Raw genomic sequence first — 15,578 nt, forward strand, 5'->3', positions numbered from 1 at the left:
CACTTTGGTCACTCTCCATACAATGCCGCCCCATGCAAGCAGACCAGTACTACTTCACCTTTGGCCGTTACCTGAAACAAACTTGGGGCCGCAAGATCCGTAAGCTTTCGCTTCACGGCAGTTTTACTTGCCCCAATCGCGATGGCACTTTGGGCCGTGGCGGCTGTACGTTTTGCAACGTCTCATCATTTGTTGATGAGCAAGCTAATGGCCAAAAAATATCGGTGCAATTGGATCAACGTCGCCGCGAACTAACCCGCAAAGCCGATGCCTATTTAGCCTATTTTCAGGCCTACACCAGCACCTATGGTGAAGTTGAGCAACTGCGTCGCCTCTACAACGCCGCGCTGCAAGAGCAGGATGTTATTGGCCTGAGCGTAGGTACTCGCCCTGATTGCGTACCCGACGAAGTGTTACAACTATTGGCCAGCTATCAACAACAGGGTCAAGAAGTGTGGTTGGAATTGGGCTTGCAAACTGCCCATGCCAAGACGTTAAAACGAATTAATCGCGGTCATGATTTCAGCGCCTACGCCGATGCCGTGAAACGAGCCAGAAGTGTCGGGTTAAAAGTGTGCTGTCATTTGATTATGGGGCTTCCCGGGGAAACTCAAAGTCATGCCGAACAAAGCCTTGAGCAGGTACTGGAAGCTGGCGTTGATGGTTTGAAACTGCACCCGCTGCATATTGTCACCGGCAGCACCATGGCGAAAGCTTGGCAAGCTGGTCGACAACCGGTGATTGATCTCGAAGAATATGCCAATACCGCCGCGCAACTCATCCGTATGACACCAGCTGAGGTGGTGTTTCATCGTATCAGCGCTCACGCCCGACCACCGACATTGCTGGCGCCGGATTGGTGTCAGGACAAATGGCTGGCACCACGCCATATTCTCCAGCACCTCAGTGAGCAAGGTGCTCAGGGCAGCCTGACCAGCAGACCTTATCAACCTTAATACGGGTCTAGGTTAGCTAAATTAGCACTTAGCAAGCACTTACTGTATCCTTCCCGGCCCCATATTGGGCACTACACTAATCCCTGTAGACATTCCGTGCAGACACAAAGCTGCCAACCACAAGTGAGCCGTTATCATGCATTTTAGCGAACTGGAACTTCATCAAGCGCTGTTGGACGCGGTGGCCGAAGCTGGCTACGAAACGCCGTCGCCGATTCAGGCGCAAGCAATTCCAGCGGTATTAGCAGGCCACGATGTGATGGCGGCAGCCCAAACCGGTACCGGCAAAACCGCCGGCTTTACCTTGCCGATTTTGCACAACCTGGCCAAAGGTCAGCGTGCCAAACCCAATCATATTCGCGCCTTGGTCTTGACGCCAACCCGCGAACTGGCTGCGCAAGTAAGCGACAGCGTCACTACCTATGGTAAAAAGCTGCCACTATCGAACACTGAAGTGTTTGGCGGCGTGGGCATTAATCCGCAGATGATGCGACTGCGCAAAGGCATTGATGTACTGGTTGCTACACCGGGGCGGCTGCTCGATTTGTATCAGCAAAATGCGCTGAAGTTCAGCCAATTGGAAGTGCTAGTGCTTGATGAGGCCGACCGCATGCTCGATATGGGCTTCATTCATGACATCAAAAAGATCCTCGCGCTGCTACCGGCGAAACGACAAAACTTACTGTTTTCGGCCACCTTCTCTGACGACATCCGCCAGCTAGCCAAAGGCTTGGTGAGAAATCCAGTGGAAATTTCAGTCACGCCAAGGAACAGCACAGCAACAACGGTTGAGCAATGGCTACACCCGGTCGATAAAAGCAAGAAGTCAGCGGTTCTTTCAAAGCTCATCAAGTCCAACAACTGGCAGCAAGTACTGATCTTCACTCGCACCAAACATGGAGCCAATCGCCTGACTCGCCATTTGGAAGGTCGTGGTATTGAAGCTGCAGCGATTCATGGCAATAAAAGCCAAGGGGCCCGGACCAAAGCCTTGGCCGATTTTAAATCCGGCGCTATCCGTGCCCTGGTGGCCACCGACATTGCCGCTCGCGGATTAGATATCGATCAGCTACCACAAGTGGTGAACTTCGACTTACCCAACGTCGCCGAAGATTATGTTCACCGTATTGGTCGAACGGGCCGTGCCGGCGCCAACGGCCAAGCGGTATCATTAGTGTGTGCCGACGAGTTTAAACAATTAAGTGACATTGAACAGCTCACCCAAAAGCTGATTGAACGCAAGCCACTAGCAGAATTCGAGCCAGTGCACCCGCTACCAGAATCGAAACTAAAGCCACCGAAGAAGCCGAAAAAACCGAAGAAACCGAAAGCCAATAAAACTGGCGACAGCCATCAGCCGAGCCAAGGTGAACGCCACACACCATCTCGCTCCGGCAACGGCCCCAGCGGCAACAGTAGCAAAGGTAAAAGCGGTAGAGGTCAAGGCGGCAAAGCTGGCAATGATAAGGGCAACAGCAAGAACCGGCCGAATGGCAATCGTCGGCGCGCAGGCACCAGCGATGGCAATCAACCGCGTCGGCCCCGTCGCCGCCCTAACAAAGCTGCTGCCCAGTAGTTTTCGCTTCGCCTTACTCAGTAATTTCGCCATTGTCTAACGCGCGCAGACACAACTGGTTAATCTCATCGGCAATGGCATTGTTAATCACATGATTGGTTTGCAAATAACTCAACACGGCCAACGCTGATTGGGCATTCGACTGATAACCTTGAATCATACTGGGCAACCAATGCGCCGATTGCCGGTGGCGCATCTCAAATCTGCGTTCGATGCTAAAGGCATCTCGCTCACTCAAAGCGCCGGATTGAGGTTCCGAATCATGGCGCTCGACTAAATCAAGAACCCGATCGACGGCATAATGCTGAATGAATCGCATCGCCGACAAAGTCTCCCCCCGGAGGTCCCGCTGCATACCAACCAGCAAGTTAGTCAGAGCTTCACCAATCAGCCACTCATCAGAGGCATTGCTCGGCAAAGCCCCCGACTTATCGGGCTTTGGACTGAGTTGTTCAGTATCAACTTCTGGTCGCGCCCAAATCACTTGGCCTGCGGCAAAGGTAATGTCTGCCAACTCTGCCATCTCGAACACGGCAAATTCGCAAAACACGCCATCATCATAAAGCGCCTTGCAACCGTCGGCAGTATTGAAAAAGCTGTAGGCCAATGGCGCAGGCCCAGATAGCCAACTCATGTCATCTAACAAGGTGCGTTTGCCGCCCGGCGCCGCGATGACAAAAAAGTCCAAGTCAGAAAATTGATCGAGCCGCTGCCGCTCGATGCCCACCGAGCCGAGCCCCAACAATGCGATGGCGTCAGATCGTTGTTGTAACGAGTCAGCGAGCTGCTGTAAACGCTGCAGTAATGCGGTCACGCTTGTCATGGCGACATTCCCAAAGGTAATGATTGAGCGAGTTATCGAATAAAGATAAAGGAAGGAAACAGAATTGCGATTACATGAGTCGCAAAATATCGGTTTTTTTGTGCTCTTCGATTTGTCCTAGGCCCATATCTTCAAGCGGGGCAAAAATATCCTTCACCACAGATGCCATTGGCAAACCAGCAAAAATCACGGCGTAGACTTCACCATTTTTCATCAGCGGAAAGTAACAGGCAATATAGCTGTGACCAAACAAGGTTACCCGGTTAGAGAACTCGTTACCGGCTATCAAGTTACGATAGCCGGCATGTTGATGGCCCAAAAAAGAGCCAACGGCTCTGGAACCATCATCTCGACTAAGAGTGGTCGCAACACGGACAAAGTCACGACCTTCCCGCACAAACACGGTAGCGTGGCTACCAGTTTTCTCTAAGAAACGGTCGACCATTTCCAAGTTGGCACTGACTGGGACACCGTTGACTAGGAGCTGATTCACCTCGACGCCATCAACCAGTTCTCGGCGTTGAGTCGCAGACAAATTCACCAACTCGTGCTCTCGCCACCCTTGCAGCTGCTGGCGGACCATATCGAGTGTGGCATCATACTCTACCGCCTGATTCAGCTGTTGCTGTGGCTCCACGGGACAAGCGGCACCGGCTTCAGTGCGACTATTTGGTTGATAGAGTTGGCTGAACACCATGGCGGTAGTGGCTGCAGTAAACAGCATAATTAGCGACAAAATCGCTAACTTTAATTGCTGAACACTGGATAGCTGCAGTATTTGCTGAACCATGACTCGCCACTAGCTCCATTAAACCTTTCGGCACCAATGGCGACTATGCTAGCGAGTCACAGCCACAGTTTTTTTGCTTTAAAACAACAAAAATGCAACAAGCCTGCAGCGACATTAACATTTAACCTATGAGAAAAACGCCACTTGTTGATTGAGCGAGCGCGCTTCAGCGGACACCGACTGGGCATGACCAACTGTTTGCTCAGAACCGGCAAGGTTTTTAGCACTAAGTTCACGTACCTGAGTGACCCCTGCGGCTAACTCATGACTCACCTGGGCTTGTTGCTCGGCCGTAGCGGCAATGCTTTGGGTCATTTCAGAAATGCGACAAATCTGTTGACTCAGTTGTGCTATTGCCTTGCCAGTGCCGCTGGCGGTAGCAGTTACTTTCTCGCCCTTCAATCGACTCGCCTCCATCATGGTGACGGCATTGTCACTGGTCATTTGCAATTGCTCGACGCTCGAGATCACTTCTTGGACTGAGTTTTGGGTTCGATGAGCCAGTTGCCTGACTTCATCGGCCACCACGGCGAAACCGCGGCCATGTTCGCCAGCTCGGGCAGCCTCAATGGCCGCATTGAGCGCCAACAGGTTGGTTTGCTCTGCGATGTCATCAATCAGCTTGGTGACATCTTGAATGCGAGCGCTAAAACCGGCGACAGCCTGAATGGCCTTGGACGAGCTGGTCAGGTCGTCGCCCAACTCGGTCATTTCATTGACCATGTGACCGATGGCATCGGCGCTTTCGGTGGTTTCCAATTCAGCGCCTTGAACTTGAGAGGCAATGGATTCGGCCTGCTCAGCGACAGAGCTAGCTGATGCTGAGACTTCCTCAATCGCAGTGGCAAGCTGGTTGGTTTGCAAATCTAACTCGGCCAATTGCGAACGGCTGTCGCCGGCGACATTCTCCAAATGCTGAGCGGTATCTTCGAGTTGACCTCCTGAGTTACGCAACTGTTTCACCATATCTAGCAAGTTGCTGCCCATACTCGCTAAACCACCAGCCAAATGATGAATTTCATTTCGCGAGTTGTGTTCAACATCAGCAATCTTTTGGCTGATATTACCGCGACCAAAATCTCCCACTTTAGCGGTCAACACTTCAAGCGGTGATAAGGTACGATTGAGAATCAAGGTCAACAATCCCACGGTTCCGAGTACGGCAAACAATGCAATGAGTGCAATATTGACCAACAATACTTTACTCTGAGCGGTGATCTCATCAACAAACGTGCCCCCCAGTAGCACCCAATTCCAGCGTTCAATGTGGGCAAAGGTTACGGCTTTTTGAGCTTCAACACCTTGATAGCGCCAAGGGTACTGAATCACTCCCTCGCTCTGACCAAGCAAATTGGCAAAAGGAAGCGAGTTATCGCTCGCCTTGAGCGCCAGCATACTGGTTCCTACCAACTGACTTTGTGGGTGGAACAATATGTCGCCGTCAGCATTGTCGGCTACCATGCTATAACCCGTTTTCCCCCAAACGACTTGCTCCAACGAGGCAAAAATATCATCCATGATTGCTTTCAATGGCATCCCTGCAAAAGCAATCGCGTACACTCGACCGTTGTCGAGCAGCGGCAAGTAGTAAGCTAAATAACGCTCGCCAAACAGATTGACGCTATTACTAAAAGCTTTTCCTGCAACTAGTTGATGATAGCCAGGATGACTGGTGCCCAATAGCGTGCCCGTCGCTCGGTTGCCATCACTCTTCTTCAGCGATGTAGCCACCCGCAGAAAATCATTGCCCTGCCGAACAAAGATGGTAGCGTGACTACCAGTGCGTCGATGAAATTGATCAACTAGCACAGGCATAGCGCTGACCGGCTGTTCATCGAGCATCAACTGTGGCACCGAAAAGCCATTGAGTTGCTCAGTTTGAGACGACAGCTGCAAACTCTTGAGGCGATAGTCACGCCATAGATGAACTTGGTTTTTGACCACCTCGAGCGTTGATTGGTAACGACCCTCGATCGATTGCGCCAACGCATTCACCTGGCTTTGCTGAGCGGCCAACAGGTTATCAAGCAAAAGTTTGGCGGCTTGCTGGTAAACCAGCCATGCAGTCAGAACGAACGCTGACAGAATTAACAAGATAGTCGCCAGTTGGATCTGCCGACCAATTCGCATCCTACGAAACAAAGAAATCATCCTAAGTACTACTCCACTCTATCAATCTGATGCTCACCTCAATCAGCGAGCTTGAGCGGATGCTACAACAGAAAACTCTTCAAATATTGCGCCAGAACAAAATCGGAAACAAAACGGTTACATTTATGACAAAAATATTTCAACGCTCCCAGATTAAAACTATTTTCCTTAAAATTCATTAAGTTAACCAAGTATTGCAAAATCCATTATGAATCAAACACTTATTTCACGGAGCAAAATAACGCCACGGCCAGCTCTGGCAGACAATAAAAAAGCGTATCGCCAACCATGTCAGCGATACGCTTCAATTCGGCAACCGAGGGGCCTTAAACGACCAAATAGGAGGCTAGCACTTGTTTACCCGAGTCGGCATTCAGCGGCTTAAAAACAAACCCATGAGCACCTAATGTTTTGCAGCGCTCAATGGTATTGCTATCGGTAACCGACGATAACATCACGATCGGGGTAGCGGCATCGAGTTCACGCATCTGAGCGAGAGCATCATCACCATTGAGCCGTTTCATCACCACATCCATGAACACAAAGTCGGGTTTATGCGTCTTCATGGTTTCAATCGCACTATCACCGTCATCAGCAGTAATAATATTGGTGTAGCCCATTTCAGTGAGCAATCGATGCATCGCCCGACGGATAAGTGAACTGTCATCGACACTCATGATCAAGGCATCTTTGGGTACCGGCGTACCTTCAGTTGGGGGCGGGATCAGGTAGGCATCACTGATGTTGTCAACCGGAGCAAGTTCAGCATCTTGGTTGGCGTCGCGCACCAACAAATTGAAGTAGTAGCGCCCGGCATCTTCAATGTGCACAGGCACGGTGACAATTTCTTTCACCCCAAGTAAGTAAGGACCCATATCCTGTAGATCCAATGCAACATGCGGGCTGGCAAATTCAAAACCGAGGTTATGCTTCTGCAGCATGTGCGTGGCACGGCCAACAATGGTATTGCCCCACTCCGCTAAAGCGGCAATTAAATCTTCATCGAGTTCACCATTGATATTGCACTCACCAACTAGCGCTTGCTGCACCGCTTGGCCGACTGCGACTGCCGTTTCTTCGTAGTGATGCATCAATACAACGCCATCAAGCTGCCCCGTCATATCTGAACAAACGGCATAGCCTTTGAAGCGAAAATCCTCAACCTGATCAATAAAAGGGTCACCGGCATACCCATCCAAACCGGTCATCGCTTTTAAACTGGCAAGGGATTCTTGAATAAACGGATGCAAAATGACTTTGTGGAGCGTTTCAACGGACATAGCAACTCACCAAGTGTTGGTACAACGGCTTGCACAATTTAGGCAAACAACTTCGGAGAAGCCTAACTTATTGAATAGATTAGCAAGGGGCAATTTGAGTATTGTAACAGTGAGAGATGTTCTACAATTTTTCCATTGGCTGACGTCAAACGGCACAACCTATGCCAAGGTCAAAGCCTCTGCTATCCAACCGCTCTGACCTTGTTATTCAGCAGCAACTCAGGCGCTAGATCGATGCATTAACCATCTTGTTGCTTGTTGAGCACTTCAATTTGGTCGGCCAACTCAATCGATTCATCTAATAACTGAGGTTTGGCACCTTCAATCCAGTCTCCCTTGCTGGCTTTGATTTTCTGCAAGTTAATAGCCAATTGCTCGATGATCTGCTCCATTTGCTGTTGCTGCTCAAGCTGTTGCACTTGCTGTTGGTCCACGTGCTGACCCCAAAACCAATGGGTAATCGCCCATCCTAAAATCAGACCAAACAGAACCATGACAGTTGCAGATGCGTAATTCGGTTTACGACGTTCCATACTGTACTCCTCGATTCATTGGTGATCCTCACTATTAACTTTGGCTGCTAGTCGCCAAATCTGCAAAGTAATTGCGCCGCATCTGCGGACTTTCTCAAGCTTTTCAGTATGAAAACGTTGCTCATTTTTATTCGAGCATTTGTCATTATTAGCTTATAGTTGAGTTGGTTTTGAGAACAAATAGCGAGACGAATGCGATCGATCAGATACTGGCCGTTGTGGCTGTTGTTGTGTTGTTTTGTCTGTGTCGGCGAACCGATCCAATTGTCACAGTCCGTCATCAAGCAGGGCTTAACTGAACATGCCGAAATGCTCGAGGATCCGACGGGCACCTTAACCTTCCACGATATTCTACTCCCCCGCCATCAGCAAAAATTCAGTTCATTCAGGCCTGCAGACATCAATCGCGGTATCACCAGTAATCATTACTGGCTCAAGTTTAATATTCGCAACGATAGCAACTCACCAATGGTCTGGCTGCTGACGCCAGAGACCAGCTACGTGGATGATCTGGATTTATACGTCGAACAAAGGGGTAGTTGGACACACCAATTTCGTTCCGATCAGCAACCTTTTTCAATGCGAGACTTGAGCTATCGATTGTTGAATTTTCGGGTCAGCATTGGCGCCCAAGAGCAGCAGCAGGTGTATTTAAAAATTAGCAATCGCACCTTAGAAACCGTCAGTATTCAGGCCTATGTGTCTGAACACGGCGCCTTCGCTGATTATCTCATCAAAGAGAACCTGCTGTTTGGCGTCTACTATGGTTTGTTTTTCGGCATGGCGATTTTCGCCTTTTCGCTATGGCTCTACTCTGGGATCAGGACTAGCCCTTACTACGGCTACTTCTTTATTTACTTGAGCTGGACCATGTTAATGTGGGGCTCACTGAACGGCTTTAACTTCCAGTTTTTGTGGCCGAATCACCCTTGGTTATTCAATCAAAGTTTTCATCTAATTTACTTGTTGGTGGCTATTTTTGCCTTCCAGTTCAGTCGCCATCTTCTCGGTACCAAAACTCTTATTCCGAAGATTGACAAGTTATTGCTGGCGTTGATTACGGTTTATTCCATCGCTTTCGTGCTGCGCTTATTCGGTGAGTATGATTTGGTCCTGTACGTATCATTTTTCAGCCTCCTGAGCATGGCAATCAATCCCATTATTGGTTGGCTTTGCTACCGCAAAGGCAACCGCTACGTCATCTTTTACATTGCAGCTTGGGTGCCATACTCACTCAGCCTGATTATTAGCTTAGTGTCGGCATCCAGCGGAGGCTGGTCGCAATTTGGCATGAGCACCCTGCACCTCACTCAAGTAGCGGTATTATTCGAGTGCATCATGCTGATTTTGGCAATGCTAACCAAGATGCGCCATTCGTCGCACCAACTTCAGGCCGAAGCCGAATTGTCGATGGTCGATCCGCTCACTCGCCTGAAGAACCGCCGCTTCATCGAACAATGCACCGAAGAACTCAAACACGCCAAAGAGCAAGAAGTGGAGCTTTGGGTATTACTCATTGATCTCGATTTTTTCAAACGAGTCAATGATGAGTATGGTCATGCAGTAGGTGATCAAATACTGGTGGAATTGGCACAGATTCTAAAAAATGAATGCCGTTCGGTCGATGTTGCTGCTCGTTGGGGCGGTGAAGAATTCATCATCATCTCGACCGTCGTTAATCATCAGATGGCGCGCATAGTGGCAGAAAGGATTAGACGAGTATTCGCCAGTAGTGGCACTCAACTGGGCGGTAAAGTTATCCCACACACCCTGAGTATTGGCCTAGCGCAATGGCATATCGATCAGAATCAAAAGTTTGAAGAGTGCCTGAAGCAGGCTGATCAAGCCTTATATCAAGCGAAACAAAATGGCCGCGATCAAGTGGTGAGTTACCGCGAATCTGACTTGTACACAGAACGACTCCGCCAACAAAGAGCTCCCAAACAGTGACAAAAAAGCCCCGCGTGTGCGGGGCTTCTTATTAGCTTGGTGAGCTAGGCGATGATTACATCATGCCGCCCATGCCACCCATACCGCCCATGCCGCCCATGTCAGGTGCAGCTGGTGCAGCGTCTTGCGGGATTTCAGCAACCATTGCTTCGGTAGTGATCATCAGGCCACCGATAGAAGCAGCGAACTGCAGTGCCGAACGAGTGACCTTGGTTGGATCCAGAATACCCATTTCCAACATGTCGCCGTAAACTTCAGCGCCAGCGTTGAAGCCGTAATTGCCTTCACCGTTCTTCACTTCGTTGGCAACAACAGAGGCTTCGAGGCCAGAGTTGGTAACGATTTGACGCAACGGCGCTTCCATCGCGCGCAAGGCGATTTGGATGCCGTGGTTTTGGTCTTCGTTGTCGCCTTTGAGCTCAGCAATCTTGCTAGCAACGCGAACCAGAGCTGTACCACCACCAGGAACCACGCCTTCTTCTACCGCTGCGCGAGTAGCGTGCAGGGCGTCTTCAACACGTGCTTTCTTCTCTTTCATTTCGATTTCAGTGGCAGCGCCAACCTTAATCACAGCAACACCGCCTGCTAGTTTAGCAACGCGCTCTTGCAGTTTTTCACGGTCGTAGTCAGAAGATGCATCTTCGATTTGCTGACGAATTTGCGCTACGCGACCTTCAATCGCTTCAACTTCACCTTCACCGTCGATGATGGTGGTGTTGTCTTTGTCGATAACAACGCGCTTCGCAGTACCCAAATCTTCCAGAGTCGCCTTTTCCAGCTCCAGACCGATTTCTTCAGAAATCACAGTACCGCCAGTTAGAATCGCGATGTCTTGCAGCATGGCTTTACGGCGATCACCGAAACCAGGCGCTTTAACACCAGCAACTTTAACGATGCCGCGCATGTTGTTGACAACCAAAGTTGCCAGCGCTTCGCCTTCTAGGTCTTCAGCAATGATCAGCAGTGGCTTACCAGTTTTTGCTAGGCCTTCAAGCAATGGCAGCAATTCGCGGATGTTAGAGATCTTCTTATCAACCAACAGGATGAATGGGCTTTCTAGCTCAACCGTGCCGTTTTCTTGGTTGTTGATGAAGTATGGCGACAGGTAACCGCGGTCAAACTGCATACCTTCAACCACGTCCAGTTCGTTTTCCAGACCTTGGCCTTCTTCAACGGTGATCACGCCTTCTTTGCCAACTTTATCCATCGCAGTGGCGATGATCTCGCCAACGATGGCGTCAGAGTTAGCAGAGATGGTGCCCACTTGAGCAATTGATTTGTTGTCGGCACATGGCACAGAGATCGCAGCCAATTCTTCAACCGCAACAGTCACTGCTTTGTCGATACCGCGCTTCAGGTCCATTGGGTTCATGCCTGCAGCAACACCCTTCATGCCTTCGTTGATCACAGCTTGCGCCAACACAGTTGCCGTGGTGGTACCGTCACCGGCATTGTCAGAAGTTTTAGAAGAAACTTCTTTGACCATTTGTGCGCCCATGTTTTCGAACTTGTCTTCCAGCTCGATTTCTTTCGCAACAGAAACACCATCTTTAGTGATGGTTGGGGCACCGAAGCTCTTGTCCAGAACCACGTTACGGCCTTTCGGACCGAGAGTAACTTTTACCGCGTCAGCCAGGATGTTTACACCAGCCAGCATCTTGGTGCGGGCGTCATTACCGAATTTCACTTCTTTTGCTGCCATTTTCTTAAATTCCTATCTATTCGTTACCAGAAGTAGCGCTAGTGATGATCAAACCAGCGCCTTTGCTTCAGCAATTAACCTTCAACAACCGCCAGAACGTTGTCTTCTTTCATGATCAGGTGCTCTTCACCAGCGATTTTTTCTGACTTCTCTACGCCGTGACCAAATAGCACTACGTCGCCAACCTTAACGGCAACGGCTTTTACTTCGCCGTTATCCAGTACGCGGCCTGCGCCAACAGCAACAACTTCACCTTTAGAAGATTTTTCTGCTGCACTGCCAGTCAGAACGATACCGCCTGCAGATTTAGTTTCGACTTCCAAGCGCTTAACCAGCACGCGATCGTGTAATGGACGAATGTTCATGAGTTAGATCTCCGATTCACGTTCCAAAATTATTTGTGAGTAGACGACCAAGGTCTGTGCCTCGGCCGGGATGAAAGAAAAATGGGGATGGTTTTTATCAATACAAGCGGTGAGCGAAAAATTTTTTGAAAAAAGTCGACCAAATGAGAATTCAACGACGTTCTGCTGTTTTTAGCGAAGATCAAACTAACTTTTCTTTCTCTGTCTCGTGCCGCAACACAACATTCTTGCACCCGCCAAAAGCATTGACTCTAAACAGCACTTCAGGCCAACAAAACCACGGCAATCCGAGCAATAAGCGCTAAAATATAAACGCTTCAGGCAAGGGTTTGCTTGAAGATCTTCGGGAGTAGTCTGGAATTCATTTCCAGTCCTTTTCTCAATCTTTCGGAGGTTCTTATGTCAAGTACGACTTTCTCTTCAAATCCAACGACAGTCAGCCAAACACTTTCAGAGTATGAGATCTTTGAGTTCTGCTCTCCGGGCTTAGTCATCGAGCAAGACCATTGGTACGCCGTCATTCACACCGCCCCTCATGCCGTTGCAGTTCAGCTAGTTGGTGACTTTACTGACTGGGAAGCTACGCCAATAGCATTAACGGCAATTCCAAGCGGCAAGTTCTGGTATTGCAAATACCCATTAACCGACACCGACCAACGACCTCGGGACGGTCAGTCATATCAATTCCGAGTAAAATACAGCGACAACGGCAGCTGGTTCTACTATCAAGATCCAGCTGCACGGCGACTAGAGCACACCGGCTTAAGCGGCAAATCTCAAGTGTCCGACTCAACCTACGTGTGGCAAGACCAAGATTGGCAAAGACCTGGCTGGGAATACTATGCCATCTATCAACTTCACCCACTTCGCTTCAGTGGTCGTCACCCTACTCTTAAGCCATTGCAAACGGTCAGAGCCGAGTTGCCAGATTACATTGTCAAAACCAAGGCGACAGCAATTCAATTACTGCCGGTCAATGCATTTGCAGGCAATGTGAGTTGGGGATACAACGGCACCTTCTTTTTTGCCATCGAAGAATCGTATGGCAGCCCGGATGACCTCAAGGCATTGGTTGATAGTGCGCACCAACATGGTATGGCGGTGATTCTCGACATCGTCCTCAATCACATAGGCAATCGGGACAACGTGCTGTGGCAACTGGACAAAGATGAGTATGTATCGGGCGACACTGCCTGGGGGCCGATGCTCAATTTTGGCAGTGATGTCACGCGCCATTTTCTAATTAACAGCATTGTCTACCTAGCCCGCGAGTATCACATTGATGGCTTCCGGTTCGACATGACCCATATCCTCCATCAAGGCCACACTTGGGCAAACCATGTTCGCTACCCCGGCAAAACTAGTGGTTGGAATTTCATCAAAGAACTGCGCCATCGAGTCAAGCAAATCGATCCTAATATCCTCCTAATTGCAGAGGAACTCCCCGATAACTGGTATGTCACCAAAGAGCAATGTCATTCAAATTGGGCTGGCGACTGGCACGGCCCTTACGACTCTCAATGGTGCGACAGTTTCCATGACCACGCCAAAGCGGTGTTGGCTGGCGGCCACTTAGACCAACTAAAGCGAGTGCTGACCAACTTTGGTGATAATTGGCAAGATGCAGTGAACTATACCGAGTCTCACGATGAAGTCGGCAATGAAGATAAGCGCGTTGCCAAAATCGGCCGCAATGGTATGGGCTGGAATATGTCGCAAATTGCCGCATCGCTAACCATCTTTTCTCGTGGTATTCCAATGATATTCATGGGCCAAGAAGGCGGCGAATGGATGCAGTTCGGCCAGAATGGCCAACCAGAAGGTGGCGGCAGCTGGTGGGATCACAGGCTGAGCTTAACCACCTACGAAACCATGCCTTACCAGCAAAAAATACTGCATTGGTATCGTCGAATGTTTGAGATCCGCAGCAACAACATGGCTGCATTCGCTTGGGGCAATATCGCCATTTGCCATATTCATAATGACAATGGTATTGCAGCGTTTACTCGAGCCGATGGTCGCTATCTGATCGTGCTAAATTTTGGCCCGACAACCTGGTGGCATTACAACGTTGGCGTCGCAGGTTTTTATAAGGAACTTGCCAACACCAGCTGGCCAGCATTCAACATTTGGGATTTTACCGAGGCCTCCCGCCACGGTGACGAGCACCACCAAATTTCAGATGTTCACATCCCAGCTTACGGCGCTGTTATCCTCGAGCGCTATTGACAACGATGCCAAGCAACGATCTCCAAAACAAAAAAAACCAGTGACCTAGTCACTGGTTTTCTTACTTGATGCTTGTGCGGTATTAGATACTGCCACCAATGTGTTGGTGGACGCGAATTGACAAATTCTCGCGTTTTTCGTCGTGGTCAATCTTGTCAGCAAAGTCACGCATCGCCTGATGCACTTCGCTAATGAATTTACCGTAACCGTAGCTGGTTTTGTCTGCCTTAGAAGCAATCATGATGAATTGGATCGAGTCCACCAAATTGCCCTTAGCGAAGTAACAATCAAAGCCATTAATTGGATCTTTTTCATTAAAGTCGATGGTTTGTAATTCACCATTCTCAGCAATATGGCTATCGGCTTTGCTACGGACCACAGGGGTGCGATCGTTGGCAGTCATAATGCCACGATCTAAACCCGCCGACTTAGCACTCTCAACAAACCGCTCATACAACGACTTGTATAAGTCCAGATAGGGCCAATCAGATGTTTTGTCGGCCGCAACCAGTTTCTGAACGCGCTTGTTAACGTGCAAATTGATCACTGCATAGGTTTGCGAGTCCAATTCGTTTTCGTCAATGACAACATCATGGGCACGGAAACGATTGGCGATTGAGCGCAACTTGTGCGCCTGTACGCCTTCAACACCTTTTTCTTTGGCGAACAAATCGTAAGTCAGGTGCTGATGGTCACATAGACGAATGGCGCCTGGAGCTAACTCCAGCAGCTGTGAGTATTCTTTCACGGCTTCAGTCACCTTGGTGTGGAACTGAGCTGAGTAATGACGCAGTTCTGGACCCGTCGCCAAAAACAGTAATTTAATTTTGCGAACCCGCTTTTGCTCATTGACAAACTGACGGCTACCGGTGTGGTATTTGGGGCTGTACAAAAAAGTCAGTTGTTGCTCAGATTCAACGGTAAATTTTTCTGGGCAGTAGCGCACCCGAATAAACTTGTCGTTGGCAATGAACTGGCCAGCGTCGAGACCATGTTTATCGCAGACATCGAAGAACAAATTGGCCAATTGTTGATAGCAGTAACCATATGGTGAGTCAGCGTCACTACTGCCTTGTTGTGAAAATGCCGCCAGCAACTCATCCGTTAGTTCAAATTTAGCCAGCAAATACTGGTTTTCTCGTGCATTCGAAGGAATATATACCTTGTGCTGCAAGCCTCGATCTCTGGAAAGCATGTTTTCTCCGATTAATTAATTCGACTTT

Annotated in this window: 12 protein-coding genes; 4 read left to right on the top strand and 8 right to left on the bottom strand. The window is 49.3% G+C overall.

The window, feature by feature from the left end; genetic code table 11:
* Window positions 1-32: 32 nt before the first annotated feature.
* Both CBE68_RS00230 and CBE68_RS00235 read left to right on the top strand, forming a co-directional pair.
* The gene (locus CBE68_RS00230) at window positions 33-956 is read left to right on the top strand and encodes a TIGR01212 family radical SAM protein (RefSeq protein WP_087504054.1); all 924 of its coding nucleotides are present in this window, start codon (window positions 33-35) and stop codon (window positions 954-956) included.
* 136 nt (window positions 957-1,092) lie between these two features.
* The gene (locus CBE68_RS00235) at window positions 1,093-2,532 is read left to right on the top strand and encodes a DEAD/DEAH box helicase (protein WP_087504055.1); all 1,440 of its coding nucleotides are present in this window, start codon (window positions 1,093-1,095) and stop codon (window positions 2,530-2,532) included.
* A gap of 13 nt (window positions 2,533-2,545) precedes the next feature.
* On the opposite strand, the gene CBE68_RS00240 is transcribed toward CBE68_RS00235, so the two are convergent.
* The 5 genes from CBE68_RS00240 to CBE68_RS00260 form a co-directional block, all read right to left on the bottom strand.
* Complete coding sequence (locus CBE68_RS00240) at window positions 2,546-3,355, bottom strand: hypothetical protein (protein WP_087504056.1); 810 nt, start codon at window positions 3,353-3,355, stop codon at window positions 2,546-2,548.
* 70 nt (window positions 3,356-3,425) lie between these two features.
* Window positions 3,426-4,145, bottom strand: a complete 720-nt coding sequence (locus CBE68_RS00245; RefSeq protein ID WP_087504057.1) for a Cache 3/Cache 2 fusion domain-containing protein — start codon at window positions 4,143-4,145, stop codon at window positions 3,426-3,428.
* 126 nt (window positions 4,146-4,271) lie between these two features.
* The gene (locus tag CBE68_RS00250; RefSeq protein ID WP_087504058.1) at window positions 4,272-6,296 is read right to left on the bottom strand and encodes a methyl-accepting chemotaxis protein; all 2,025 of its coding nucleotides are present in this window, start codon (window positions 6,294-6,296) and stop codon (window positions 4,272-4,274) included.
* 326 nt (window positions 6,297-6,622) lie between these two features.
* Window positions 6,623-7,576 (bottom strand): response regulator, encoded by a 954-nt coding sequence (locus CBE68_RS00255; RefSeq protein WP_087504059.1) that lies wholly within the window; start codon window positions 7,574-7,576, stop codon window positions 6,623-6,625.
* A 239-nt stretch (window positions 7,577-7,815) separates the two neighbouring features.
* Entirely contained in the window at window positions 7,816-8,109 is a 294-nt protein-coding gene (locus CBE68_RS00260) for a hypothetical protein (protein ID WP_087504060.1), read from the bottom strand.
* A gap of 192 nt (window positions 8,110-8,301) precedes the next feature.
* On the opposite strand from CBE68_RS00260, the gene CBE68_RS00265 reads away from it, so the two are divergent.
* Window positions 8,302-10,059: a sensor domain-containing diguanylate cyclase gene (locus CBE68_RS00265; RefSeq protein WP_087504061.1), complete on the top strand. Its 1,758-nt coding sequence runs from the start codon at window positions 8,302-8,304 to the stop codon at window positions 10,057-10,059.
* A 55-nt stretch (window positions 10,060-10,114) separates the two neighbouring features.
* On the opposite strand, the gene groL is transcribed toward CBE68_RS00265, so the two are convergent.
* Together groL and CBE68_RS00275 are read right to left on the bottom strand one after the other, a co-directional pair.
* Window positions 10,115-11,761, bottom strand: a complete 1,647-nt coding sequence (groL, locus tag CBE68_RS00270) for a chaperonin GroEL (protein ID WP_087504062.1) — start codon at window positions 11,759-11,761, stop codon at window positions 10,115-10,117.
* 74 nt (window positions 11,762-11,835) lie between these two features.
* The gene (locus CBE68_RS00275; protein WP_087504063.1) at window positions 11,836-12,126 is read right to left on the bottom strand and encodes a co-chaperone GroES; all 291 of its coding nucleotides are present in this window, start codon (window positions 12,124-12,126) and stop codon (window positions 11,836-11,838) included.
* A gap of 399 nt (window positions 12,127-12,525) precedes the next feature.
* On the opposite strand from CBE68_RS00275, the gene CBE68_RS00280 reads away from it, so the two are divergent.
* The gene (locus tag CBE68_RS00280) at window positions 12,526-14,355 is read left to right on the top strand and encodes an alpha-amylase family glycosyl hydrolase (protein WP_087504064.1); all 1,830 of its coding nucleotides are present in this window, start codon (window positions 12,526-12,528) and stop codon (window positions 14,353-14,355) included.
* 82 nt (window positions 14,356-14,437) lie between these two features.
* Here the strand turns inward: CBE68_RS00280 and CBE68_RS00285 are convergent, their stop codons facing one another.
* Window positions 14,438-15,550 carry a DUF3083 family protein gene (locus CBE68_RS00285; RefSeq protein ID WP_087504065.1) on the bottom strand — a complete coding sequence of 371 codons (1,113 nt, stop codon included), beginning with the start codon at window positions 15,548-15,550 and terminating at the stop codon, window positions 14,438-14,440.
* Window positions 15,551-15,578: the final 28 nt, after the last annotated feature.

Origin of the sequence: Neiella marina, from assembly GCF_002165625.1 — a bacterium.
In the GTDB taxonomy this organism is placed as follows: Bacteria; Pseudomonadota; Gammaproteobacteria; order Enterobacterales; family Neiellaceae; genus Neiella; species Neiella marina.

Coding starts and splice junctions, on each gene's coding strand:
- CBE68_RS00230 (WP_087504054.1), top strand. CDS start 33: ATGCAAGCAGACCAGTACTACTTCACCTTTGGCCGTTACCTGAAACAA.
- CBE68_RS00235 (WP_087504055.1), top strand. CDS start 1,093: ATGCATTTTAGCGAACTGGAACTTCATCAAGCGCTGTTGGACGCGGTG.
- CBE68_RS00240 (WP_087504056.1), bottom strand. CDS start 3,355: ATGACAAGCGTGACCGCATTACTGCAGCGTTTACAGCAGCTCGCTGAC.
- CBE68_RS00245 (WP_087504057.1), bottom strand. CDS start 4,145: ATGGTTCAGCAAATACTGCAGCTATCCAGTGTTCAGCAATTAAAGTTA.
- CBE68_RS00250 (WP_087504058.1), bottom strand. CDS start 6,296: ATGATTTCTTTGTTTCGTAGGATGCGAATTGGTCGGCAGATCCAACTG.
- CBE68_RS00255 (WP_087504059.1), bottom strand. CDS start 7,576: ATGTCCGTTGAAACGCTCCACAAAGTCATTTTGCATCCGTTTATTCAA.
- CBE68_RS00260 (WP_087504060.1), bottom strand. CDS start 8,109: ATGGAACGTCGTAAACCGAATTACGCATCTGCAACTGTCATGGTTCTG.
- CBE68_RS00265 (WP_087504061.1), top strand. CDS start 8,302: ATGCGATCGATCAGATACTGGCCGTTGTGGCTGTTGTTGTGTTGTTTT.
- groL (WP_087504062.1), bottom strand. CDS start 11,761: ATGGCAGCAAAAGAAGTGAAATTCGGTAATGACGCCCGCACCAAGATG.
- CBE68_RS00275 (WP_087504063.1), bottom strand. CDS start 12,126: ATGAACATTCGTCCATTACACGATCGCGTGCTGGTTAAGCGCTTGGAA.
- CBE68_RS00280 (WP_087504064.1), top strand. CDS start 12,526: ATGTCAAGTACGACTTTCTCTTCAAATCCAACGACAGTCAGCCAAACA.
- CBE68_RS00285 (WP_087504065.1), bottom strand. CDS start 15,550: ATGCTTTCCAGAGATCGAGGCTTGCAGCACAAGGTATATATTCCTTCG.